The organism is Streptomyces sp. B21-105 (genome assembly GCF_036898465.1).
In the GTDB taxonomy this organism is placed as follows: domain Bacteria; phylum Actinomycetota; class Actinomycetes; order Streptomycetales; family Streptomycetaceae; genus Streptomyces.
In genome coordinates this window covers 6,650,562-6,674,254 of the sequence record NZ_JARUMJ010000001.1, presented here as the reverse complement: position 1 = coordinate 6,674,254, position 23,693 = coordinate 6,650,562, and the positions used below count along the sequence as shown (strand labels likewise).

The window sequence follows — 23,693 nt, the reverse complement described above, 5'->3', positions numbered from 1 at the left end:
CCCCGCTCACGCGCCTCCGCTCACGTGCCTCCGTTCGCGCGCCCTCGCTCACGCTTCGCCGCTCGCACGCCCCGCTCATGTGCGCCGGTTCACACGTCCGCCGGACGCCGCACCGGCCGGCGGGGAAGGATCCCCCGCCGGCCGGTGCGCACCACGGATGCTTACGCCCGCGGCTTCTCCCGCATCTCGTACGTCGCGATGACGTCGTCGATCTTGATGTCGTTGAAGTTTCCGAGGTTGATACCGCCCTCGTAGCCTTCGCGGATCTCGGTGACGTCGTCCTTGAAGCGGCGCAGGCCCTCGATGTTGAGGTTCTCCGCGATGACCTTGCCGTCGCGGATGAGGCGCGCCTTGGTGTTGCGCTTGACCTCGCCCGAGCGGACCAGGACACCGGCGATGTTGCCCAGCTTGGACGACTTGAAGATCTCGCGGATCTCCGCCGTGCCGAGCTCGACCTCCTCGTACTCCGGCTTCAGCATGCCCTTCAGGGCCGCCTCGATCTCCTCGATCGCCTGGTAGATGACCGAGTAGTACCGGACGTCGACGCCCTCGCGCTCGGCCATCTGCGCGGCACGACCGGCCGCACGGACGTTGAAGCCGATGACGATGGCGTCCGAGCCCATGGCCAGGTCGATGTCGGACTCCGTGACCGCACCGACGCCGCGGTGCAGGACGCGGATGTCGACCTCTTCGCCGACGTCCAGCTGGAGCAGGGAGGACTCGAGGGCCTCCACCGAACCGGAAGCGTCACCCTTGATGATCAGGTTCAGCTGCTGGACCTCGCCGGCCTTCAGGGCGGCGTCCAGGTTCTCCAGGGAGAACCTGCGCGTGCGCTTGGCGAAGGCGGCGTTCCGCTCGCGGGCGGCACGCTTCTCGGCGATCTGGCGGGCGGTGCGGTCCTCGTCGACGACGAGGAAGTTGTCGCCCGCACCCGGGACGTTGGTCAGACCCAGGACCTGGACCGGCGTCGACGGGCCGGCCTCGGCGACGTTGTTGCCGTTGTCGTCGAGCATGGCGCGCACTCGGCCGTAGGCGTCGCCCACGACCATCGTGTCGCCGACCCGCAGGGTGCCTCGCTGCACGAGGACCGTCGCCACGGCGCCGCGGCCGCGGTCGAGACGGGACTCGATCGAGATGCCCTGCGCGTCCTGGCTGGGGTTGGCCCGCAGGTCGAGCGAGGCGTCGGCGGTGAGGATGACGGCCTCGAGCAGGGAGTCGATGTTCAGACCCTGCTTGGCGGAGATGTCGACGAACATGGTGTCGCCGCCGTACTCCTCGGCCACCAGACCGAACTCGGTGAGCTGACCGCGCACCTTGGTCGGGTCGGCGCCCTCGACGTCGATCTTGTTGACCGCGACGACGATCGGGACCTCGGCCGCCTTGGCGTGGTTGAGCGCCTCGACCGTCTGCGGCATGACGCCGTCGTTGGCCGCGACGACCAGGATCGCGATGTCCGTCGACCGGGCACCACGGGCACGCATGGCGGTGAACGCCTCGTGACCCGGGGTGTCGATGAAGGTGATCGCGCGGTCCTCTTCGTTGACCTGGGTCGAGACCTGGTAGGCACCGATGTGCTGGGTGATGCCGCCGGCCTCGCCCGCGATGACGTTCGTCTTGCGGATGGCGTCGAGCAGTCGGGTCTTGCCGTGGTCGACGTGACCCATGACGGTGACGACCGGCGGGCGGACCACCAGGTCCTCCTCATCGCCCTCGTCCTCGCCGAACTCGATGTCGAAGGACTCGAGCAGCTCGCGGTCCTCCTCCTCGGGGCTGACGATCTGGATGGTGTAGTTCATCTCGCCGGCGAGGACCTCGAGGGTCGCGTCGGAGACGGACTGCGTGGCCGTGACCATCTCGCCGAGGTTCATCATCACCGCGACGAGCGACGCCGGGTTGGCGTTGATCTTCTCGGCGAAGTCGGTGAGGGACGCACCGCGCGACAGGCGAATGGTCTCGCCGTTGCCGCGAGGCAGCATCACGCCGCCGACCGACGGGGCCTGCATGGCCTCGTACTCCTGGCGCCTCTGCCGCTTCGACTTGCGACCGCGACGCGCGGGACCGCCGGGACGACCGAAGGCGCCCTGCGTGCCACCACGGCCACCGGGGCCGCCGGGACGTCCGCCGAAGCCGGGACGACCGCCGCCGAAGCCGCCGCCGCCACCGGGACCGCCGCCGCCGGGACGACCGGCGAAGCCGCCGCCGCCACCGGGACGGGCGCCGCCGCCGGGACCGGCCGGACGACCCGCGAAGCCGCCGCCGCCGGGACGACCGCCGCCGCCGGGACGACCCGCACCGCCGCCGCCACCGGGACCGCGGCCACCGGGGCCGCCGCCGGGACGCGGGCCGGCAGCGGGACGCTGCGGCATCATGCCGGGGTTCGGACGCGGACCGCCGCCGGGACGCGGACCGCCGGGGCCTGCGCCCTGCGGGCGAGGCATGCCGCCCGGGCTCGGACGGGCGCCGCCCGGGGACTGCGGACGGGGACCGCCGCCCTGACCGCCGGGGGACTGGGGACGGGGACCGGCGCCGGGAGCACCCGGGCCGCCGGGACGCGGGGCGCCCTGCGGACGGGGCGCCTGCGGACGCGCCATGCCGGCGTTGCCGCCGGACGTGAAGGGGTTGTTGCCCGGACGCGGACCGGCCGGACGGGCGCCGCCCGGACGGGGCGCGCCACCGGGACGCGGACCCTGCGCGGCGGCCGGACGCTGACCGCGGTCGCCGCGGTCACCACGGTCCTGGCCCTGACCGGCGCCGGGGCGGCCGGCGGGACGGGGCGCGCCGGGGCGCGGACCCTGCGAGGCCGGACGCGGGGCGGACTGGGCCGGAGCCGCGGGCTGGGCCTGAGCCGCCGGAGCGGCCGGGGCCGACGGCGGAGCGGTGAACTCCGGGGCGGCGGGGGCCGGACGCGGGGCGGGCTTGGGGCCCGGACGCGGGCCGGGGGTCGTCGGCGCGGGGGCCGACGGGGCCGACGAGGCAGCGGGCGCGGCGGGCGCCGCGGGCTGCTGAGCCGTCGGAGGCTTGGGGGCGGCCGGCCGCGGAGCAGCCGGGCCCGGACGGGCCGCCTGCGCCGGAGAGGGCGCGCCGGGCCTGGGGGCAGCCTTGCGCGGGGCCGGCTTGGCGGACTTGCCGCCGCCGCCCTGGAAGGCGTCTGTCAACTTGCGGACAACGGGCGCCTCGATCGTCGAGGACGCCGAACGGACGAATTCACCGAGTTCCTGGAGCTTGGCCATGACGACCTTGCTCTCCACCCCGAACTCCTTGGCGAGTTCGTATACCCGGACCTTAGCCACTTCGCTCCTTTTAGGTCCGGGTGTGTCCGGACCGTCGCTACTTCATGGGCGTACTCATCGCGTGCTCATCGAGTGCTCATCGCAATCTCGACCTACTTCCAACTCGCGGGGTACCAGAGCCGCACGGGGGTTCCGTGCGACGCCTTCTTACGGTGTTGCCTGCTCGGCAACGGTCGTCTGCTCGACGTACTGGCGCAACACCTTTGTGTCGAGCGCTCCCGGGGCTCGCAACGCCCTCGTGAACGCCCGTCGGCGTACCGCCTGATCGAGACAGAACGGGGCGGGATGCAGATACGCACCCCGGCCGGGCAGCGTACCGCGTGGATCAGGGACACATGCGTCCTCGATCGCCACGATGCGCAGCAGCTCCGTCTTGGCCGCTCGCTCCCGGCACCCCACACAGGTGCGTTCAGGGCATGCTCCGGCGTGCGTCCGGCCAGACACAGCTAAGTCTACCTCCCCGCGCCGACCTCACCCCTTCGGGGCTGCAGTCGAACGCTTGCCGCACAGAACTCTGACGTGATCTCAGCCCACTCAGGCCGAGATCTATTCCTCAGCCTGTTCGGTGTCCGGACGGATGTCGATCCGCCAGCCGGTCAGCCGGGCGGCGAGACGGGCGTTCTGCCCCTCCTTGCCGATCGCCAGGGACAGCTGGTAGTCCGGTACGGTCACGCGCGCGGAACGGGCCCCGAGGTCCACGACCTCGACCTTGGAGACGCGGGCCGGGGACAGGGCGTTCGCCACCATCTCGGCCGGGTCGTCCGACCAGTCCACGATGTCGATCTTCTCGCCGTTGAGTTCGCCCATGACGTTGCGCACCCGGCCGCCCATGGGGCCGATGCAGGCGCCCTTGGCGTTCAGGCCCGAACGGGTGGACCTTACGGCGATCTTCGTGCGGTGACCGGCCTCGCGGGCGATGGCGGCGATCTCGACGGACCCGTCGGCGATCTCCGGCACCTCCAGCGCGAAGAGCTTCTTCACCAGGTTGGGGTGCGTCCGGGAGAGGGTGACGGACGGGCCGCGGACACCCTTCGCCACCCGGACGACGTACGACCGCAGGCGCAGGCCGTGCGGGTACGTCTCGCCGGGGACCTGCTCCTGCACCGGCAGGATGGCCTCCAGCTTGCCGATGTCCACGAGCACGTTCTTCGGGTCGCGGCCCTGCTGGACCACGCCGGTGACGATGTCGCCCTCACGGCCGGCGTACTCGCCGAGCGTCGCGTCGTCCTCGGCGTCGCGCAGGCGCTGCAGGATGACCTGCTTGGCCGTGGTGGCGGCGATACGGCCGAAGTCGGACGGGGTGTCGTCGAACGTGCGGGGCTCCTGCCCCTCCTCGAGGTCCTCGGGGTCCTCCTTCGCCCACACGGTCACGTGCCCCGATTGCCGGTCGAGTTCCACGCGCGCGTGACGGCGGCTTCCCTCGGTGCGGTGGTAGGCGATGAGGAGGGCCGACTCGATCGCCTCGACCAGCAGGTCGAAGGAGATCTCCTTCTCCCGCACCAAGCCCCGCAGGGCGCTCATGTCGATGTCCACGGCTACGCCTCCTCTTCCTTCTCGTTGCTGTCGCTCTGGTCGGCGGCCGAGCCGTCCTTGCGGTTGAACTCGACCTGTACGCGCGCCTTGTCGACGTCGCCGAAGGCGAGCCGGCGGGCGGTGGCCTTGCGGCCCTTCACGCCGGGCACCTCGACGTCGAGCCCCTCGTCGTCGACCGTCAGGATCCGGGCGACCAGGTCGCCGCCCGCGCCGAGCTGGAAGCGGACCAGACGGCCGGTGGCGCGCACGTAGTGCCGGTGTTCGGTGAGGGCGCGCTCCGCGCCGGGGGTGCCGACCTCGAGGGTGTACTCGCCCTCGCCCATCGCGTCCGTCTCGTCGAGCTTCGCCGAGAGCGCGCGGCTCACATCGGCGATCCGGTCCAGGTCCGCTCCGGTGTCGGAGTCGACGACGACGCTCAGCACTCTTCTGCGGCCTACCGAGTCCACGGTGATCTCTTCGAGATCCAGACCCTGGGAGGCGACGAGCGGTTCCAGGAGCTCTCGCAGCCTCTCGCTCTGGGTGGTGCTCATCCGGGTGACTCCTCGGCCGCGTGTGCTGTTGTGGGTGGGGGCTCGTGTCTGGTCAAAGGGTATCCGGTCGCAGGGAGTGTTGCCGTCCACCTGTGCACGGAGGGTGGCGGGGCTCACGCGCGCGGTGCCGCTGAGTGGTGCCGACGGGTGGTGCCGCTGAGTGGTGCGCGGCGGGCGCGCGGGTACGGTGATCACGGGTTCGCCGCCCACCAGGACAGGTCCCGGTACCGATACGGGTACGGATGCCGGTCCTGGCTCCGTACGACATCGCCGAGGACGTCTGCCGTGCCGTTCCCCCACCCCTCGCGCACCCCCTCGGGGCCGCGCAGAAGAACCCTGCTCGCCTCGGCCGCCGGTGCCGCTCTGCTGGCGGGCTGCTCCGCCGGGCCCGAGGAGACCGCGCGGAGCGCGAGCCGCACCCCGTCGGTCACCGAGCGGGTACGCGCGCGTGCGGCGCGGGAGAGCGACGGTCTGGTGGCGCGGTACGACGCCGCGCTCGCCGTCCATCCGACGCTGGCGGCGCGGCTGGCTCCGCTGCGGGCGGAGGTCGTCCGGCATGTGGCGGCGTTCGGGGGCGTCGGCACGGCGTCCCCCTCTGCCTCCCCCACCGCCTCCCCCACCGCCTCCCCCTCCGCCGCCGGCTCCTCCTCGCCCTCCGCCCCCGGCGCGACTGCGGCGGCCGGTGCCTCGGCCCCGCCGTCCGCCGCCGCGCCGTCCGCCGCCGCGCCGGCGACCGAGCGGGACACCCTCGTCGGGCTCGCGGCCGCCGAGCGGGCGCTCGCCGACCGCAGGGCCGCGGAGCTGCTGGATGTTCCGGGCGAGCTGGCCCGGCTGCTCGCCTCGGTGGCTGCGGCCGGAGCGGCGCACGCCTATCTGCTGACGGACGGGACGCGATGAGCGGGGAGACGGGCGCGGAGCTGACGGCGGTGCAGGCGGCGCTGGCCGCCGAACACGCCGCCGTGTACGGGTACGGAGTGGTCGGCGGCCGTGTCGGCGAGGGCCGGAGCAGCGAGGCGCGGGCGGCCTACGACGCGCACCGGGCGCGGCGGGACGCGCTGGCGCGCGAGGTGCGCGGCCTGGGCGCCGATCCGGTCGCCGCGAGCGCCGGGTATGCGCTGCCGTTCCCGGTGGCGGACTCCGCGACGGCGGTCCGGCTCGCCGCCGAGCTGGAGGACCGGGTGGCCGGGGTGTACTCCGATCTGGTGCGGGCGGCCGCCGGGGCGCGGCGGCGGGAGGCCGCCGCCGCACTGCGGGAGGCGGCGGTCCGCGCGGCACGCTGGCGGGGCGGGAGCGTAGCCTTCCCTGGGCTCGCCGAGCGCGGCGGTACGGATCCGGCCACGGGATCGGCGTCCGCGGCGGCTCCGGAGGCGGCGGCGGGAGCGACCGCGCCTTAGAGGACGGCTCAGGCGGCGGCTCGGACGAGCGCCGGGTGGCGACGGTTCGGGGTCGGCGACGACGGCGGCGGTGGCTGTGGCGACAGCGGCTGCGGGGACGCCCACGGCTTGACCGGAGACGGAAGGGAACGACTCGCGCATGGCTTTCGAACCGCCTCAGCGTCTGGTCCGAGCGCTCGGAGAAACGGCGCCGGACGGTGACGGCTGGTTGGAGACGTTGCCGGAGACGGCCCGACAAGCCGTCGCTCTACGCGAGTTGACCGTCGACCGGGTGCAGGCGCCGGGCGGCCGGAGCAGCCTCGTCGTGCTCGTGCGGCGGGCGGACGGGTCGCCGGCCGTGCTGAAGCTGGCCCCGCCCCGGTTCCGGCCCGAGGCCGAGCGGGCCGCACTGACGCACTGGGACGGCCTGGGCGCCGTCCAACTGCTGGACGGGCCGACGACGCCCGGGGCGCTGCTCCTCGAGCGGCTGCACCCCGATGTGTCCGTGCGGTCCCTGCCGGAGGCGAAGGCGCTGCTGGAGGCGGCCGGCACGCTGCGGCGGCTGTGGGTGGAGCCGCCGGCCGGTCATTCGTTCGAGACCGTCGCCGACCGCACCGGGCGGCAGGCGGAGGCCATGCGGGCGAGCGCCGCGGCCGAGCCCGATGTGGCCGCCCTGGTGGACGCGGCGCTCGCCGCGCGCGCGGCGCTGCTGGCCGCGCCGCCCGAGCAGCTGTTGCTGCACGGCACGTTCCGGCAGAGCAAGGTGCTGGCGGGTGAGCGGATGCCGTGGCTGGCGGTGGGGCCGGACCCGGTGGCCGGCGAGCGCGCGTTCGATCTCGCCCGGCTGGTGCGGGACCGGGTGGAGGATCTGATCGCCTCGCCGTCCGGGGCGACGACGACCCGCCGGCGGGTGAAGCGGCTCGCGGAGTCGCTGGACCTGGACCAGGAACGGGTGCGGGGCTGGACCCTGTTCCGCGCGGTGGAGTCGGGCGTGCGCGCGCTGCGGGTGGGCCGCCGCAAGGACGCGGAGCTGCTGCTGGAGTTCGCCGGCTGGCTCTAGGGCGCGTTGGTCACGAGAGCTTCGCCGGCTGGCGCGCCGGGCACAGTGTCCGGCTGATTCCGGCCGGTCCTCAGGGCGCGGTGTCGGGCGTCAGTCGTAGGGCGAGGCCCGGGCAAGTCGGACGCCGCCCGGCGGGCCCGTCCCAGGGTGGCGGGCGGGATCGGGGCGCCGGGCACAGGACGGGGGGTGGGGTGCCGCCCACGCAGCGTTCGCGGACCGGCGGGCGCCGGTACGTGGGCGGGGCCGGTTCGCCGAAGACGCCTGCACCGTGCCGACCAGGGCGAACACCCCGGCCGCCGCGGCGAGCGTGACGGCGGCGGGTGCCGCCGTCCGTCGTGCGCCTCCGCGGACCGCCGCCGCGGCAAGAGGCCTGCGAGACAGCTGTGCGCCGCCTCGTCAGAACTCTCTGCTACGGCTCTTCACCTCACGCGGTGAGGCGGGCGATCGCCTCGTCGACCGTGAGCTCCTCGCGCTCGCCGGTCCTGCGGTCCTTCAGCTCCAGGACGCCCTCGGCGGAGCGGCGGCCCGCCACCAGGATCTTCGGCACGCCCATCAGCTCGGAGTCGGTGAACTTCACGCCCGGGGAGACGCCGGCCCGGTCGTCGACCAGGACGCGCAGACCGGCCTCCCGCAGCTTCTCCGACACCTCGAGCGCCAGCTCGGTCTGCAGGGCCTTGCCCGCGGCGACGACGTGCACGTCGGCCGGAGCGACCTCGGCGGGCCAGCACAGGCCCTTGTCGTCGGCGGACTGCTCGGCGAGGGCGGCGACCGCGCGGGAGACGCCGATGCCGTACGAGCCCATGGTCACCCGGACCGGCTTGCCGTTCTGGCCGAGGACGTCGAGCTTGAGGGCGTCCGCGTACTTGCGGCCCAGCTGGAAGATGTGGCCGATCTCGATGGCGCGGTCCAGGTGGAGGCCGGTGCCGCACTTGGGGCAGGGGTCGCCCTCCTGGACGACGACGACGTCGACGTAACCGCCGACCTCGAAGTCACGGCCCGCGACGACGTTCTTCGCGTGCGTGCCCTCCTTGTTGGCGCCGGTGATCCAGGAGGTGCCGGGGGGCACCCGCGGGTCGGCGATGTAGGTGACCTTCTCGCCCAGGCCCTGCGGACCGACGTAGCCGCGGACCAGGTCGGGGCGGCCCACGAAGTCCTCGGCGGTGACGAGTTCGACGGCGGCCGGGGCGAAGTGCGCCTCGACCTTGCCGAGGTCGACCTCGCGGTCGCCGGGCACGCCGACGGCGACGATCTCCCCGTCCACCTTCACCAGGAGGTTCTTCAGGGTTGCGGAGGCCGGCACACCGAGGTGGGCGGCGAGGGTCTCGATGGTGGGGGTGTCCGGGGTCGGGATCTCCTCGAGCGCGGGCACGCCGTCGGCGTCCACCGGCTTCAACTCGTAGGCGATCGCCTCGGTGTTGGCCGCGAAGTCGCAGTTCGGGCAGTCGGCGAAGGTGTCCTCGCCGGCGCCGGCCGGGGCCAGGAACTCCTCCGACTTCGAGCCGCCCATGGCGCCCGCGGTGGCGGCGCAGATGCGGTAGTCGAGGCCGAGGCGCTCGAACACCTTCTGGTAGGCCTGGCGGTGCAGCGCGTACGACCGGGCCAGGCCCTCGTCCTCGGTGTCGAAGGAGTACGAGTCCTTCATGAGGAACTCGCGGCCGCGCAGGATGCCGGCCCGGGGACGGGCCTCGTCGCGGAACTTGGTCTGGATCTGGTAGAGGATGACCGGCAGGTCCTTGTAGGAGGACGCCTGGTCCTTCACGATCAGCGTGAAGATCTCCTCGTGGGTCGGGCCGAGGAGGTAGTCGCCGCCCTTGCGGTCCTGGAGGCGGAACAGCTCCGGGCCGTACTCGTCCCACCGGCCGGTGGCCTCGTAGGGCTCGCGGGGCAGCAGCGCGGGGAGGCTGACCTCCTGGGCGCCGATGGCGTCCATCTCCTCGCGGACGATGCGCTCCACGTTCGCGAGGACCTTCTTGCCGAGCGGCAGCCAGGACCAGATGCCGGCGGCGGTGCGGCGGACGTAGCCCGCCCGGACGAGGAGCTTGTGGCTGAGGACTTCGGCGTCCGCCGGGTCGTCGCGCAGCGTCTTCGCCATCAACTGGGACATGCGCTGGACCGGTGCGTTGGCCATGGTTCTCGTACTCCTGCCGATGGGGGTCCTCCGTCCCCGGGCGAGGCCGGGAGCGGGGAAGGTGGTGGCTAGCGCCGCGCCCGGACAGGTTCACCGGCTCGAGCGAACCTTTCCGGTCACGGCACTAGGAGGTTAGCCGGGAGCGCGGCGTGCCCGGAAATCCGTTTCAGCGGCGCAGGAGGGGCAGCGGGGCGCCCATCACCGCGTACGGGCGGGGGGCGCTCGGGAACAGGACGCGGCGGGCCAGGTCGTGGTACCCGAGGGAACGGTAGAGGGCGCGGGCGGGGCTCTCGGTGTCGATGGCGGAGAGGATCGAGCGGGGCTCGCTCGCGGTGTCGGTGATCGTGGTGATCAGCGCCCGGCCCACACCGCGGTTCTGGTGGGCGGGGTGGACGTGGAGTTCCGTGATCACGAAGGAGTCGTCCAGCCAGTACTCGTTGTGCTGGGCCCGCAGATAGGGCTGGACGACGGTGGACCACCAGTGGCCGCGGTCGTTCGGCATGCCGTAGACGAAGCCGATCAGCCGGCCCTCGGGGGTCGTCGCGCCGAAGGCCCGCGCGCCTCGACCGGTCATGTGGCGCAGGACGATCTGCCGTCGGACGGCCACTTCGTCCGGGCCCAGCCCGAAGGCGACGGCCTGGACGGCCAGGGCCTCGTCCACGTGGGCGGGAAGGTCCAGGGGGCCGATGGAGAGGTCCATGGCGGGGAGCCTACAGGGGCGTCAGAACAGCACGCTGGTGAAGGCGCCGACCTCCTGGAAGCCCACCCTCGTGTAGGTGCGCCGCGCCGCCGTGTTGAAGTCGTTGACGTACAGGCTCGCCACCGGGGCGACGTCCGCCAGGGCGTAGCGCAGGACCGCGGCCATGCCGGGGGCGGCCAGTCCCCGGCCGCGGTACTCGGGGGCCACCCACACGCCCTGGATCTGGCAGGCCCGGGAGGTCGCCGCGCCGATCTCGGCCTTGAAGACGACGTTGCCCCGGTCGTCGAGACGGGCGAACGAGCGGCCGGAGCCGACGAGTTCGGCGACCCGGGCCTGGTAGAGCAGACCGCCGTCGCCGGCCATCGGGGAGACACCGACCTCCTCGGTGAACATCGCCACGCACGCCGGCATGATCGTGTCCATCTCGTCCTTGCGGACGCGGCGGACGTAGGGGTCCGGGGCGATGTCGGCGGGCATCCGGTCGGTGACCATGAGGGGCTGCCTGGTGCGGACCTCGCGGGCCGGGCCCCAGTGGGGTTCGAGGAGGCGCCAGAGGCGGGTCGTCGACTCGGTGGGGCCGACGATCGAGGAGCAGCGGCGGCCCGCGCGGCGGGCGCGGTCGGCGAAGGCGCGCACGGCGCGGGTGGTGGCGCAGATCGGGACGAGGTTGGCGCCCGCGTAGCACAGGGACGTCAGCATGCCGTCCTCGTACCAGCCCCACATCTCGCCGCCGAGCCGCCACGGGTCGAGGCCCGCGACCTGGACGCGGGACGTGACGAAGGCGTTGGCGACCGGCTCGCGGTCGAGGACGGCGAGCGCGGCGTCCAGGTCGCTCGGTTCGAGGACCCGGGAGGTCGTCTGGGTCAACACGCGCGGGGGCCTCACACTCATGTCTGACTGGTCCCCGCACTGTACCTGCGGAAGCTTTGCCGTGCCGCCCTGCGTTCAGTGGGCGTTCGTCCGCCGTGACGGTGGGCTTGTCGTGCCGTCGTGACGGGGGCTGCCGCCCCCGGGCCCCCGCGTCGGCCCTGAACGGGCCTCGTTCTCAAACTCCCCCGGAGGGGGCACCCCCAGACGGGCTGAGTTTCCCCGGCCGGCGCTGCGAGGTCCCGCCCCCGAACGCCGGACGGGCTGAATCGCGTCAGCCTGCTACCGACACCGACGGTTCGCCCGAGGTGATGCCCGCTGCTTCCATCTGTTCGGCCAGCTTCATGGCCTCTTCGATGAGGGTCTCGACGATCTTCGACTCGGGGACGGTCTTGATGACCTCGCCCTTCACGAAGATCTGCCCCTTGCCGTTGCCGGAGGCGACGCCCAGGTCGGCCTCGCGGGCCTCGCCGGGGCCGTTGACGACGCAGCCCATGACGGCGACGCGCAGCGGGACGTCCATGCCGGTGAGGCCGGCGGTGACCTCCTCGGCGAGTTTGTAGACGTCGACCTGGGCGCGGCCGCAGGAGGGGCAGGAGACGATCTCCAGACCGCGCTGCTTGAGGTCGAGGGACTCCAGGATCTGGTTGCCGACCTTGACCTCCTCCACCGGCGGCGCCGACAGCGAGACGCGGATGGTGTCGCCGATGCCCTGGGAGAGCAGCGCGCCGAAGGCGACCGCCGACTTGATCGTGCCCTGGAAGGCGGGGCCGGCCTCGGTGACGCCCAGGTGGAGCGGGTAGTCGCACTGCGCGGCGAGCTGCCGGTACGCCTCGATCATCACGACCGGGTCGTTGTGCTTGACCGAGATCTTGATGTCGCGGAAGTCGTGCTCCTCGAAGAGGGACGCCTCCCACAGGGCCGACTCCACCAGCGCCTCGGGGGTGGCCCTGCCGTACTTCTGCAGCAGCCGGCGGTCCAGCGAACCCGCGTTGACGCCGATGCGGATCGGCGTGCCGTGCTCGTTGGCCGCCTTCGCGATCTCCCGCACCTTGTCGTCGAACTGCTTGATGTTGCCCGGGTTCACCCGCACCGCCGCACAGCCCGCCTCGATCGCCGCGAACACGTACTTCGGCTGGAAGTGGATGTCCGCGATCACCGGGATCTGCGACTTGCGCGCGATCGTCGACAACGCGTCCGCGTCGTCCTGCGTCGGACACGCCACCCGCACGATCTGGCAGCCGGACGCCGTCAGCTCCGCGATCTGCTGCAGCGTCGCGCCGATGTCCGACGTACGCGTCGTCGTCATCGACTGGACCGAGACGGGCGCGTCTCCGCCTACCGCCACTGAGCCGACCTGGATCTGCCGGCTCTTGCGGCGCTCGGCGAGCTTGGTCGGAACGGACGGCATGCCGAGAGAAATCGCAGTCATCTGCTGTGCAACCCCAAGTCGTGGATCAAGGCTCAGGCCCCGTCTTCAGGCGGGTTCCAGGCTTCGAGATTACGGCACTGCCCCCGGCAGGAGCACATCGCTGCCGTCAAACACACTCAATGGAGACGGCCCGGCACCGGGGAGGTGCCGGGCCGTCTCCCTCCACGGATGACGAGGGCTCGCCCTACGAGATCTTGACCGGGTTTACCACATCTGCGATCAAGACCAAGATCGTGAAGCAGATGAAGACGCCCGCGACCACGTAGGCCACCGGCATCAGCTTCGCCACGTCGAACGGGCCCGGGTCGGGCCGGCGCAGCAGCTTGGCCAGGTTGCGGCGCAACGACTCCCACAGGGCGCCCGCGATGTGCCCGCCGTCCAGGGGCAGCAGCGGGAGCATGTTGAACAGGAACAGGGAGAGGTTGAAGCCGGCGACCAGCATCACGGCCATGGCGAGCTGCTGCGAGGCCGGGATGTCGAGGGTGAAGATCTCACCGCCGACGCGGGCCGCGCCGACCACGCCCATGGGCGAGTCGGGTTCGCGGGGCGCGCCGTCGAAGGCCGCGTTCCACAGGGCCGGGATCTTGCCGGGGAGGGCGGCGATGGAGTCGACGGCCTCGCCCGCCCGGTCGGTCATCCAGGACACCGAGTCGCCGAAGTCCTGCTTGACGACGCCGGTGGCGGCGCTGAAGCCGAGGAAGCCGGCCTTGACGTACTCGCCCTGGACATACGCCCCGTCGGCGTCCTTCTTGGCGACCTGGTTGGTGGCGATCGTCGTGTGCAGGGTCAGCTCCTGGCCCTTGCGGTCGACGACGATGGAGACCTCCTTGCCGGCGCTGACCCGGATGAGGTCGGACAGCTTGTTCCAGTCGTCCGTCCGCTGTCCGGCGAAGGAGACGATCTTGTCGCCCGGCTTCATTCCGGCGGCGGCGGCCGGGGAGGCCGGGTCGGTCGACTTGCACGCGTCGCGGTTCTGGCTCTGCGCGATGACGCAGGGCGAGACCGAGCTGACGGTGGTGGTCTGCTGCTGGATGCCGAAGCCCATCAGGACGGTGAGGAAGAGGCCCACCGCGAGCACCAGGTTCATGAAGGGGCCCGCGAACATGACGATGACGCGCTTCCAGGGCTTGCGCGTGTAGAACATGCGCGTCTCGTCGCCCGGCTGGAGCTCCTCGTACGCGGCCGAGCGGGCGTCCTCGATCATGCCGCGCCAGGGCGAGGTGGAGCGGGCCGTGACGCGGCCGTCCTCGCCGGGCGGGAACATGCCGATCATGCGGATGTAGCCGCCGAACGGGATGGCCTTGAAGCCGTACTCGGTCTCGCCCTTGCGGCGGGAGAAGAGGGTCGGGCCGAAGCCGACCATGTACTGCGGCACCCGGATGCCGAAGAGTTTGGCCGTGGACAGGTGGCCCAGCTCGTGCCAGGCGATCGAGAACAGCAGGCCGACCGCGAAGACGACTATGCCGAGGATCATCATCAGGGCTGTCATGCACGCGCCTCCGCGGTAGCCGTCAGTTCTTGTGTCCGGGCCCGGGCCCAGGTCTCCGCCTCGAGGACGTCCGACACGGTGAGCGAAGTTCCCTTCGCCGGCGTGCCGTGCTCCTCCACGACCCGGGTGACGGTCTCCATGATCCCGTTGAACGGGAGCGCGCCCTTGCGGAACGCCTCCACGCACTCCTCGTTCGCGGCATTGAACACCGCCGGGGCCGTGCCCGCGAGCTCGCCCACGTGCCGGGCGAGGCTCACCGAGGGGAACGCCTCGTCGTCGAGGGGGAAGAACTCCCAGGTCGACGCGGCGCTCCAGTCGAAGGCGGGCGCCGCGCCCGGGACGCGCTGCGGCCAGCCGAGGCCGATGGCGATGGGGCCGCGCATGTCGGGGGGCGTCGCCTGGGCCAGTGTCGATCCGTCCGTGAACTCAACCATCGAGTGGACATACGACTGCGGGTGCACGACCACCTCAATCCGGGAGAAGGGAATGTCGTAGAGGAGGTGCGCCTCGATGACTTCCAGGCCCTTGTTGACGAGGGTCGCGGAGTTGATCGTGATCACCGGGCCCATGGACCAGGTGGGGTGGGCGAGGGCGTCCTCGACCGTGACGTGCGCCAGCTGCGCCTTGGTACGGCCGCGGAACGGGCCGCCGGAGGCGGTGACGACCAGCTTGCGGACGTCGGCCCTGGCGCCGCCGGCCAGGGCCTGGAAGAGGGCCGCGTGCTCGGAGTCCACCGGGATGATCTGGCCGGGCTTCGCGAGCGCCTTGACCAGCGGGCCGCCGACGATGAGCGACTCCTTGTTGGCGAGCGCGAGGGTGCGGCCCGCCTCCAGGGCGGCGAGGGTGGGCGCGAGACCGATGGAGCCCGTGATGCCGTTGAGGACGGTGTGGCAGTCGGAGGCGGCGAGCCGGGTGGCCGCGTCCGGTCCGGCGAGGATCTCGGGCAGCGGCTCGCCCGTGCCGTACTCGGCGGCCAAGGCCTCGCGCAGGGCGGGCACGACGTCCTCGCGGGCCACCGCGACGGTCCGCACCCGCAGCAGGCGGGCCTGCTCGGCGAGGAGGGCGACCCGGCCGCCGTTGGCGGACAGGCCCGTCACCCGGAACCGGTCCGGGTTGCGCAGCACGAGGTCGATGGCCTGGGTGCCGATCGAGCCGGTGGAGCCGAGGACGACCACGTCCTTGGGACCGTCGCCCACGACGGGGTCGTAGACGAGGTGCGGGTCGGCGAGAGGGCTTGGACTGTCGCTCATCCCCCCATTGTCGCCGCACCGCGTGCACGCCGGGACAGGGTGTCCCCCCAAGGAGGACACCCTGCGCACCGGTGTGCGACGGGTCACCCGACGGACTCACCCGAGGGACTCGTCCGACGGCTCGTCCGACGGCTCGTCCGACGGCTCGTCCGACGGCTCATCCGACGGCTCATCCGACGGACTCATCCGAGGGAACGGTGGACGTTCTCCCGTTCGCTGGGTCCCGGGGCCGCCTCGGCGATCCACGGGCCGTCCCCGGACGGGTCGACGATGCCCTGCTCCAGCCACTCGTAGGCGCCTGCCATGACGCCCTTGACGACCTTGCGGTCCAGGTCGTCGGTGTTGCTCCACAGGCGGGTGAAGAGCTCGTCGACGCGCAGCCGGGACTGGCGGCAGAAGGCGTCGGCGAGTTGGTAGGCCTCGCGGCCGTGCTCACCGCGCGAGCGCAGCAGCTCGGCGCGCACACAGGCCGCGCTCATCGCGAAGAGCTCCGCGCCGATGTCCACGATCCGGCCGAGGAAGCCCTGCTTGGTCTCCATCCGGCCCTGCCAGCGGGACATGGCGTAGAACGTGGAGCGGGCGAGCTTGCGGGAGTGCCGCTCGACGTGGCGCAGATGCGGGGCGAGGTCGACGCCCGCGTGCTTGAACTCGCTGTACGACGACGGCAGCTGCCCCGGTCCCGCGACCAGCTTCGGCAGCCACTTGGCGTAGAAGACACCCGCGCCCGCGCCCGCCTTCGCCTTGTCCTGGAGGGACTTGTCGGGGTCGATGAGGTCGCCGGCGACCGTGAGGTGGGCGTCGACGGCCTCGCGGGCGATGAGGAGGTGCATGATCTCCGTCGAGCCCTCGAAGATGCGGTTGATCCGCAGGTCGCGCAGGACCTGTTCGGCGGGGACCGCGCGTTCGCCGCGGGCGGCGAGGGAGGCGGCCGTCTCGAAGCCGCGGCCGCCGCGGATCTGGACCAGTTCGTCGGCCATCCGCCAGCCCATCTCGGAGGCGATGAGCTTGGCCAGCGCGCCCTCGATGCGGATGTCGTTGCGGTCCTCGTCGGCCATCTGCGAGGACAGGTCGAGGACGGCCTCCAGGGCGAAGGTCGTCGCCGCGATGAAGCTGATCTTCGCGCCGACCGCCTCGTGGTGGGCGATCGGCTTGCCCCACTGCTCACGCGCGGCCGACCACTCGCGGGCGATCTTCAGGCTCCACTTGCCGGCCGCCACACAGGACGCGGGCAGCGAGAGCCGGCCGGTGTTGAGGGTGGTCAGGGCGATCTTGAGGCCCGCGCCCTCGGGTCCGATGCGGTTCGCGGCCGGGACGCGGACCTGGTGGAAGCGGGTGACGCCGTTCTCGATGCCGCGCAGGCCCATGAAGGCGTTGCGGTTCTCGACGGTGATGCCGGGGGTGCCGCTCTCCACGACGAAGGCGGTGATGCCGCCCTTGTGGCCGTCCCTCTTCGGCACCCGGGCCATCACGACCAGCAGGTCGGCGACCACGCCGTTGGTCGTCCACAGCTTGACGCCGTCGAGGACGTAGTCTCCCCCACTCTCGAAATCGCTCGAGCGGGAGGGGCCCCCATCGTCCGGTACCGCGCTGGTGGCGAGGCGGGCCGGGTCGGAGCCGACGTCCGGCTCGGTGAGGAGGAAGGCGCTGATGTCGGTGGTGGCGCAGCGGGGCAGGAACTTCTGCTTCTGCTCGGGGGTGCCGAACATCTTCAGCGGCTGCGGCACGCCGATCGACTGGTGCGCCGACAGCAGCACGCCGATCGCGGGGCTGGCCGAGCCGATGAGGGCCAGCGCCTTGTTGTAGTAGACCTGGGTGAGGCCGAGGCCGCCGTACTTGGGGTCGATCTTCATGCCGAGCGCGCCGAGCTCCTTGAGCCCGGCGATCACCTCGTCGGGGATCCGGGCCTCGCGCTCGATGCGGGCCGCGTCCACCTGGGTGTCGCAGAAGGCGCGGAGCTTGGCCAGGAACGCCTCGCCGCGCCGGACGGCCTCGTCGGAGGGGACCGGGTGCGGGTGGATGAGGTCGAGCCGGAAACGGCCCAGGAACAGTTCCTTGGCGAAGCTCGGCTTGCGCCAGTCCTGTTCGCGGGCGGCCTCGGCGACCTGGCGGGCCTCGCGTTCGGTGACGGTGGGTTTCTTGAGGGGTGGTGCGGACATGAGGCTCACCTCGCCGCGAATCGGGATCTCGGACCACATTGGTTACCGATCGGTGCTACCCGATCGTTGGTACCGGATCCGGGCCGAGGTGGCCACCCCGCGCGCGCACGTTCGGCCGCCCCGAGACCTCCGGCGGGCTCCGGTCGCGCGCGCCCCGCGCCTCGGCAAAGGCCGGTGGATCCCGGCGGATCCCGCGGATCCCCGGTGCACGGGTTGCGCGTCGGGGTGTCCGGAAGCGGCGCTTCCCCCAGTCGGGGGGCCTGCGCCGAACGGGTGTGCGCGACTCCCGCCCGGTCTCCTGGAACGGTTGGCGTAGCCTTCTCCACCATTCCCCCATAACTCGGTGTCGAAGCGCTTCGACAACCTATGGACACCCATCCGCTCTGGAGCTACTGTCGAACCAACCCCACCCGCAACTGTTCGCATTGCGCACTGTCGAAGCGCTTCACAAAACTGGGAGAGCTGGATGGTCACCCTCGCCGAGGTCGCCCAGCACGCCGGAGTCTCGGCGAGCACGGTGAGCTATGTCCTCAGTGGCAAGCGGTCCATCTCCACCACCACCCGGCAGCGCGTCGAACAGAGCATCCGGGAACTCGGCTACCACCCCAACGCGGGCGCCCGCGCGCTGGCCAGCAGCCGGTCCAACATCATCGCGCTGATGATCCCGCTGCGCACCGACATCTATGTGCCGGTGATGATGGAGATCGCCATCGCGGTGGCCACCGCGGCGCGCACGCACGGGTACGACGTCCTGCTGCTGACCGGCGAGGAGGGGCCCGACGCGGTCCGCCGCGTCACCGGCAGCGGGCTCGCCGACGCGATGATCCTGATGGACGTCGAGCTGGACGACGAGCGGCTGCCGCTGCTGCGCTCCACCGATCAGCCCTCCGTGCTGATCGGACTGCCCGCCGACACCTCCGGCCTGACCTGCGTCGACCTGGACTTCGCCGCGACCGGCGCGCTGTGCGTGGAGCACCTGGCGTCGCTGGGGCACCGCGACATCGCGGTCATCGGCGAGGCGCCCGCGGTCTACGAACGGCACACCGGCTTCGCCGAACGCACCCTCGAGGGTCTGCGGCGCCGGGCCGCGGAACTGGGCCGGCGGCTGCTGCACCGCCCGTGCGAGGGCGGGTACGACGCGATGGCCGTGACCCTGGCCCGGGTCCTCGACGAACGGCCGGGCACCACCGGCTTCGTCGTGCAGAACGAGGCGGCGGTCGAGCCGCTGCTCGCGCTGCTGCGGCAGCAGGGCCGGGCCGTCCCGGAGGACGTGTCGGTGGTGGCGATCTGCCCCGATCAGGTAGCCGTCCAGGCGTCGGTGCGGCTGACGTCGGTCGCCATCCCCGCCCAGGAGATGGGCCGGCACGCCGTGGAACGCCTCGTGGCCAAACTGGAGGGGCGCGGCGGCGACGAAGTCGTGCTCATCGCCCCCGAGTTGACCGTCCGGGCGAGCACGGGACCGGCGCCCTCCGGAGCCTGACCCGCACCCCGCACCTCTCGTTCCCCGCACTTCTTGTACCTCGCACTTCTTGTACCTCGCACTTCTTGTACCTCGCACTTCCTGTACCTCGCACCTCCCGTCCCGTTGCACCTCTCGTCCCCCACGCCTCCGCTCCCCGCGTTCTGCCGGGCGCCGCCATGCCCGCCTCCCCTGTTTCACTCCTGTCTGCACTCCTTCAAGGAGCACCCCACGTGAACCAGCCTGCCGAAAACCAGCCTCAGGTCAGCCTCGCGCAGTCGTCCCCCACGGTCGGCACCTTCCGGGAGCGCGACGGCGCGCTGGAGTGGAGCGGCCGTCAGGAGACCCTGCGGATCGAGCCGTGGGGTCCGGACGCCGTCCGGGTGCGCGCCCGGCTCGGCGGACCGATCCTCGAGGGGCTGCCCGGCGCCCTGCTCGACGAACCGCCCGCCACCGAGAGCAGCGTCAAGACCGGCGACGCGGAGGGCCTGCTGACGGTCGGCGCGCTCACCGTCGAGGTGAGCGCCGAGGGCCTGGTCCGCTTCCTGCGCACCGACGACCGCACCGAGATCCTGGCCGAGGACCGCGCCCACTTCTGGTGGCCGGGCTCGCGCCTCTACACGGCCGTCGGCAACGGCCACCACCGCCTCGAGCAGCGGTTCGCCGCCTACGACGACGAGCAGCTGTACGGCCTCGGCCAGCACCAGCACGGCCGCCTCGACCAGAAGGGTCTGGTCCTCGACCTGGTCCAGCGCAACGCCGAGGTCGGCATCCCGGTGCTCACCTCCAGCCGCGGCTACACGCTGCTGTGGAACAACCCGGCGATCGGCCGCGTCGAACTGGCCGGCAACGGCACCCGCTGGGTCGCCGACTCGGCCCGGCAGATCGACTACTGGATCACGGCCGGCGCCCCGGCCGACGGTCAGCGCCGCTACAGCGCGGTCACCGGCCGGACCCCGATGCTGCCGGAGTGGGCGGCCGGCTTCTGGCAGTGCAAGCTGCGCTACCGCACGCAGGACGAACTCCTCGAGGTGGCACGGGAGTACAAGCGCCGGGGGCTGCCGCTGGACGCCATCGTCTGCGACTTCTTCCACTGGACGCACCTGGGCGACTGGAAGTTCGACCCGGCCGAGTGGCCCGACCCGGCGGCGATGGTCCGCGAGCTCGAGGAGATGGGCGTCAAGCTGGTGGTGAGCGTGTGGCCGTCGGTGTCGCCGCTGAGCGAGAACCACCAGGTGCTGGAGCAGCGCGGCTACTTCATCGGCACCCAGTACGGGCCGATGGCGCACGCCGACTGGCCCGACAAGGGGGTCGCCTCGACGGTCCAGGTGGCGTTCTACGACGCGACCAACCCCGAGGCCCGGGACTTCCTGTGGTCGAAGATCCGGGACAACTACCTCGCCCCGTACGGCATCGCGGCCTTCTGGCTGGACGCCTGCGAGCCGGAGCTGAAGCCCGGCTTCCCGGAGAACCTGCGCTACTGGGCGGGTCCGGGTCTGGAGGTCGGCAACATGTACCCGGCCGAGAACTCCCGCGCGTTCTACGAGGGGCTGCGGGCGGCCGGCGAGGAGGAGATCGTCAGCCTCAACCGCTCGGCGTGGGCGGGCAGTCAGCGTTACGGCGCCGCCCTGTGGTCCGGTGACATCGGGACCGACTTCCCGACGCTGCGCCGGCAGATCGCGGCCGGCCTCAACACCGCGCTGTCCGGCATCCCGTGGTGGAACACCGACATCGGCGGCTTCCACGGCGGCGACCCGGACGACCCGGCGTACCGGGAGGTGATGGTCCGCTGGTTCCAGTTCGGCGCGGTGTCGCCGCTGATGCGGCTGCACGGCTTCCGCGACCCGGGCATGCCGCTCGGCCCGGACATGACCGGCGGCCCGAACGAGGTGTGGTCGTACGGTGAGGAGGCGGGCGTGATCCTGGAGGCGTACCTGCGGCTGCGGGAGCGCCTGAAGCCGTACGTCATGAAGGTCATGCGGGAGGCGCACGAGGAGGGCCTGCCGCCCATGCGGCCGCTGTTCCTGGAGTTCCCGGACGACCGGGCGGCCTGGTCGGTGGACGACTCCTACCTCTTCGGCCGGGACCTGCTCGTCGCGCCGGTGCTGACGGCGGGCGCGACGACCCGCACGGCCTACCTCCCGGCGGGCGCGGTGTGGACGGACGCGTGGACGGGCGAGACGTACGAGGGCGGCACGGAGGTGACGGTGGACGCCCCGCTGGAGCGCCTCCCGCTGTTCCTGCGGGACGGGGCCCGGCTGCCGGTGGCCGAGTAGCGCCGGTCCGCCGGCGTCGGCCGAACTCCCTTGTGGCAAAGGGTGGTTGGCGGGGTAGGGGGCTTGCGTCCACTGTCCCGCTGCCCCCTGCTGCCCCGCGAAAGGGTGTCCTTCCGTGTCCTCATCGCCGCTCGCCCTCACTGTGGCCAACCTGCTGCTGCGGCCCGGGTTCGCCTCCCGGCGCACGCCCGACCGCGTCTTCGACCGGCTCGCGGTCGGGGCCGGCCCGGCGGACGGGGACGAGGAGTTCGCCGAGGAGTTCCGGCGTCTGCTGCGCCACTGGGCCCGGGACGAGAACCTCACGCCGGTCGGCTGGTGGTCGGCGCAGGGTCACGTCCGGCGGCATCTGGCCAACCGCGCCCGGGTGCGGCAGCTGATCGCCGAGCACCCCGACATCGCGCGGGAGCCGATCGAGCGGCCGGTGTTCGTGGTGGGTCTGCCGCGCACCGCGACGACCCTGACCCACGGTGTGCTGTCGCTGTCCGAGCAACACCGGTGTCCCCTGTTGTGGGAGCTGCTCACCCCGGACCTGGAGGGCTCGCCCGAACAGCGCCGCAAGGCGGTCACCGCGGCCCGTCTCATGGTCGGCGCGATCGACCTGTTCGCGCCGCGCTACCGCGACATCCATCCCCTGGTCGCCGAGGGTCCCGAGGAGTGCACCTTCGCCCTCCCGCACACTGTGATGCCGCTGTCCCAGGCGCGCGTCCCGGCCTACCGGGCGGCGCTGGAGGAGCGGGACTTCGTCCCCGACTACGCCTACCTCAAGCAGGTCTACCAGGTGCTCCAGTACGGCCGCCCGCGCCGCCGCTGGGTGCTGAAGTCGCCCCTGCACACCGGAAATCTCGACGCGCTGCTCTCCGTCTTCCCCGACGCCACGCTCGTGTGGACGCACCGGGATCCGGGCGCCGTCGTGGCCTCGTTCTGCAGTCTGATCGAGCACGGCATGGCGATCACCCTGCGCCGGCTCGACCTGCACGAGCTGGGCGCCACCTGGCTCGCCCTGCTGAGCCGTTCGGTGGAGCGCGGGCTCGCGGCCCGTACCGTCGTCCCGCGCGAGGCGCTGGTGGACGTCCCCTACTCCTGGCTGGGCTCCGACCCGGCCACCGGGGCCCCGAAGCTCTACGACGCCGTGGGCGCCCGCTGGACCGACGCCGACGCCGCGCGGCTCCCCCGGATCGCCGCCCGCCCCAAGGGAAGCCGGCCGCACGCTTACGACCTGGCCCGTTACGGTCTGACCCGGGCCGACGTCGACGCCGCGTTCGCCGAGTACGACGCGCTGCGCGCCGAGGTCGACCGGGCCTGACGCACGGCTCGAGCCACGGCCCGACGCACGGCCTGACGCACGGCCCGACGCACGGCCCGACGCACGCGCACGGCGGGGGCCGGCCCCGCGGGGTGTGCGGGGCCGGCCCTGGAAGCCGGTCAGCTGCTGCTGACCGTCGCGCTGTTGGTCCGGAAGTCGAGGCCGCCGGACGACGAGGTGATCTCGAAGCCGAACTGCACGTCCCCGATGGTCTCGTTGCCGAACCAGCCCTTGGTGTCCTTGATCCACTTCAGGATCGGCAGGATGTTCACGGTGCCGGACGTCGAGTTCGAGGTGCGCACGAAGGAGAACACGTCGTTGGCGGTGTTGTTGCCCTTGTAGACGGCCCAGGTGTGGCCGCCGAGGGTGACGGTGCCCTGCGAGGTGCCGAGGGGGCCGACCGCGCCGGTCTTGTTGACCCAGAGCATGACCTCGTAGTCGTAGTCGGTGTCCCAGATGTCGTACGACGTGTTGTACGACCCGGCGGACGGAACGGTGACGTTGTAGCTGCCGGTGAGCGAGCCCAGCGAGGTGATCGACTTGTTGATCACCTTCTTGGAGTTGGGGTAGGACTTGATCCCGCCGGTGTTGGGGTGGTCGGCCCAGACGCCCCAGTTGGTGCCGGAGTTGGCCCAGAAGCACTGGCTGCCGGCGCCACGGCCCCAAATGTTGTTGTAAAGGGTGTAGCCGTTCAGGCCGGTGTTGCCGTACTGCTCGCAGCTGTTCCAGACGGCGGCCGAGGCGGGGGCGGAGGCGAGGCCCACGGTGGCGCCGAGCGCGAGGGCGGGGGCGAGGAGGGCTTTGACGACCCTGCGGGGGGTTCGGGTGCGTGTTGCCATGGTGTCCC

18 protein-coding genes are annotated in these 23,693 nt (G+C 72.2%); 6 read left to right on the top strand and 12 right to left on the bottom strand.

Annotated elements, in window-relative coordinates:
• Nucleotides 1-161 precede the first annotated feature (161 nt).
• The 4 genes from infB to rimP all read right to left on the bottom strand — a co-directional run bounded on the left by infB (nt 162) and on the right by rimP (nt 5,353).
• On the bottom strand, nt 162-3,290 hold the full coding sequence (gene infB, locus QA802_RS30200; protein ID WP_334529105.1) for a translation initiation factor IF-2: 3,129 nt from the start codon (nt 3,288-3,290) through the stop codon (nt 162-164).
• 147 nt (nt 3,291-3,437) lie between these two features.
• Nucleotides 3,438-3,734: a YlxR family protein gene (locus tag QA802_RS30195; protein ID WP_334529102.1), complete on the bottom strand. Its 297-nt coding sequence runs from the start codon at nt 3,732-3,734 to the stop codon at nt 3,438-3,440.
• Nucleotides 3,735-3,836: 102 nt separating this feature from the next.
• The gene (nusA, locus tag QA802_RS30190) at nt 3,837-4,823 is read right to left on the bottom strand and encodes a transcription termination factor NusA (RefSeq protein WP_057579509.1); all 987 of its coding nucleotides are present in this window, start codon (nt 4,821-4,823) and stop codon (nt 3,837-3,839) included.
• Between the two features lie 2 nt (nt 4,824-4,825).
• Nucleotides 4,826-5,353 carry a ribosome maturation factor RimP gene (gene rimP, locus QA802_RS30185; protein ID WP_334529099.1) on the bottom strand — a complete coding sequence of 176 codons (528 nt, stop codon included), beginning with the start codon at nt 5,351-5,353 and terminating at the stop codon, nt 4,826-4,828.
• A 285-nt stretch (nt 5,354-5,638) separates the two neighbouring features.
• Here rimP and QA802_RS30180 point away from each other — a divergent pair, with 285 nt between their 5' ends.
• The 3 genes from QA802_RS30180 (at nt 5,639) to QA802_RS30170 (ending at nt 7,786) form a co-directional block, all read left to right on the top strand.
• Nucleotides 5,639-6,250, top strand: coding sequence for a hypothetical protein (locus QA802_RS30180; protein WP_334529096.1), 612 nt, complete (start codon nt 5,639-5,641; stop codon nt 6,248-6,250).
• Entirely contained in the window at nt 6,247-6,747 is a 501-nt protein-coding gene (locus QA802_RS30175; RefSeq protein WP_319172441.1) for a DUF4439 domain-containing protein, read from the top strand. Before QA802_RS30180 ends, QA802_RS30175 begins: the two co-directional genes overlap by 4 nt.
• A gap of 139 nt (nt 6,748-6,886) precedes the next feature.
• The gene (locus QA802_RS30170; protein ID WP_334529090.1) at nt 6,887-7,786 is read left to right on the top strand and encodes an aminoglycoside phosphotransferase family protein; all 900 of its coding nucleotides are present in this window, start codon (nt 6,887-6,889) and stop codon (nt 7,784-7,786) included.
• A gap of 424 nt (nt 7,787-8,210) precedes the next feature.
• Here QA802_RS30170 and QA802_RS30165 read toward each other — a convergent pair whose 3' ends face one another.
• The 7 genes from QA802_RS30165 to QA802_RS30135 all read right to left on the bottom strand — a co-directional run bounded on the left by QA802_RS30165 (nt 8,211) and on the right by QA802_RS30135 (nt 17,808).
• Nucleotides 8,211-9,914, bottom strand: coding sequence for a proline--tRNA ligase (locus tag QA802_RS30165; RefSeq protein WP_334529086.1), 1,704 nt, complete (start codon nt 9,912-9,914; stop codon nt 8,211-8,213).
• Between the two features lie 166 nt (nt 9,915-10,080).
• Complete coding sequence (locus QA802_RS30160; protein WP_334529083.1) at nt 10,081-10,614, bottom strand: GNAT family N-acetyltransferase; 534 nt, start codon at nt 10,612-10,614, stop codon at nt 10,081-10,083.
• A gap of 21 nt (nt 10,615-10,635) precedes the next feature.
• Entirely contained in the window at nt 10,636-11,484 is an 849-nt protein-coding gene (locus QA802_RS30155; protein WP_334529080.1) for a GNAT family N-acetyltransferase, read from the bottom strand.
• Nucleotides 11,485-11,755: 271 nt separating this feature from the next.
• Nucleotides 11,756-12,913, bottom strand: a complete 1,158-nt coding sequence (gene ispG / locus QA802_RS30150) for a flavodoxin-dependent (E)-4-hydroxy-3-methylbut-2-enyl-diphosphate synthase (RefSeq protein ID WP_334529077.1) — start codon at nt 12,911-12,913, stop codon at nt 11,756-11,758.
• A 184-nt stretch (nt 12,914-13,097) separates the two neighbouring features.
• The gene (locus tag QA802_RS30145; protein WP_334529074.1) at nt 13,098-14,402 is read right to left on the bottom strand and encodes a M50 family metallopeptidase; all 1,305 of its coding nucleotides are present in this window, start codon (nt 14,400-14,402) and stop codon (nt 13,098-13,100) included.
• On the bottom strand, nt 14,399-15,652 hold the full coding sequence (gene dxr, locus QA802_RS30140) for a 1-deoxy-D-xylulose-5-phosphate reductoisomerase (RefSeq protein WP_334529071.1): 1,254 nt from the start codon (nt 15,650-15,652) through the stop codon (nt 14,399-14,401). The genes QA802_RS30145 and dxr overlap by 4 nt, the downstream gene beginning before the upstream one ends.
• A gap of 182 nt (nt 15,653-15,834) precedes the next feature.
• The gene (locus QA802_RS30135; RefSeq protein ID WP_334529068.1) at nt 15,835-17,808 is read right to left on the bottom strand and encodes an acyl-CoA dehydrogenase family protein; all 1,974 of its coding nucleotides are present in this window, start codon (nt 17,806-17,808) and stop codon (nt 15,835-15,837) included.
• Nucleotides 17,809-18,274: 466 nt separating this feature from the next.
• Here QA802_RS30135 and QA802_RS30130 point away from each other — a divergent pair, with 466 nt between their 5' ends.
• The 3 genes from QA802_RS30130 (at nt 18,275) to QA802_RS30120 (ending at nt 22,846) form a co-directional block, all read left to right on the top strand.
• Nucleotides 18,275-19,288, top strand: a complete 1,014-nt coding sequence (locus tag QA802_RS30130; protein ID WP_334529065.1) for a LacI family DNA-binding transcriptional regulator — start codon at nt 18,275-18,277, stop codon at nt 19,286-19,288.
• A 212-nt stretch (nt 19,289-19,500) separates the two neighbouring features.
• A complete protein-coding gene (locus QA802_RS30125) occupies nt 19,501-21,543 on the top strand; it encodes a glycoside hydrolase family 31 protein (RefSeq protein ID WP_334529062.1) in 2,043 nt (680 codons plus the stop codon).
• 115 nt (nt 21,544-21,658) lie between these two features.
• Complete coding sequence (locus tag QA802_RS30120) at nt 21,659-22,846, top strand: sulfotransferase family protein (protein ID WP_334529059.1); 1,188 nt, start codon at nt 21,659-21,661, stop codon at nt 22,844-22,846.
• A 119-nt stretch (nt 22,847-22,965) separates the two neighbouring features.
• On the opposite strand, the gene QA802_RS30115 is transcribed toward QA802_RS30120, so the two are convergent.
• Nucleotides 22,966-23,685 carry a glycoside hydrolase family 12 protein gene (locus tag QA802_RS30115; RefSeq protein ID WP_334529056.1) on the bottom strand — a complete coding sequence of 240 codons (720 nt, stop codon included), beginning with the start codon at nt 23,683-23,685 and terminating at the stop codon, nt 22,966-22,968.
• Nucleotides 23,686-23,693 lie beyond the last annotated feature (8 nt).

What these genes read in the sequence shown, in the direction of transcription:
- rimP (WP_334529099.1), bottom strand. Translation starts at nt 5,353, where the DNA reads ATGAGCACCACCCAGAGCGAGAGGCTGCGAGAGCTCCTGGAACCGCTC.
- QA802_RS30175 (WP_319172441.1), top strand. Translation starts at nt 6,247, where the DNA reads ATGAGCGGGGAGACGGGCGCGGAGCTGACGGCGGTGCAGGCGGCGCTG.
- QA802_RS30170 (WP_334529090.1), top strand. Translation starts at nt 6,887, where the DNA reads ATGGCTTTCGAACCGCCTCAGCGTCTGGTCCGAGCGCTCGGAGAAACG.
- QA802_RS30165 (WP_334529086.1), bottom strand. Translation starts at nt 9,914, where the DNA reads ATGGCCAACGCACCGGTCCAGCGCATGTCCCAGTTGATGGCGAAGACG.
- QA802_RS30160 (WP_334529083.1), bottom strand. Translation starts at nt 10,614, where the DNA reads ATGGACCTCTCCATCGGCCCCCTGGACCTTCCCGCCCACGTGGACGAG.
- ispG (WP_334529077.1), bottom strand. Translation starts at nt 12,913, where the DNA reads ATGACTGCGATTTCTCTCGGCATGCCGTCCGTTCCGACCAAGCTCGCC.
- QA802_RS30145 (WP_334529074.1), bottom strand. Translation starts at nt 14,402, where the DNA reads ATGACAGCCCTGATGATGATCCTCGGCATAGTCGTCTTCGCGGTCGGC.
- dxr (WP_334529071.1), bottom strand. Translation starts at nt 15,652, where the DNA reads ATGAGCGACAGTCCAAGCCCTCTCGCCGACCCGCACCTCGTCTACGAC.
- QA802_RS30135 (WP_334529068.1), bottom strand. Translation starts at nt 17,808, where the DNA reads ATGTCCGCACCACCCCTCAAGAAACCCACCGTCACCGAACGCGAGGCC.
- QA802_RS30130 (WP_334529065.1), top strand. Translation starts at nt 18,275, where the DNA reads ATGGTCACCCTCGCCGAGGTCGCCCAGCACGCCGGAGTCTCGGCGAGC.
- QA802_RS30115 (WP_334529056.1), bottom strand. Translation starts at nt 23,685, where the DNA reads ATGGCAACACGCACCCGAACCCCCCGCAGGGTCGTCAAAGCCCTCCTC.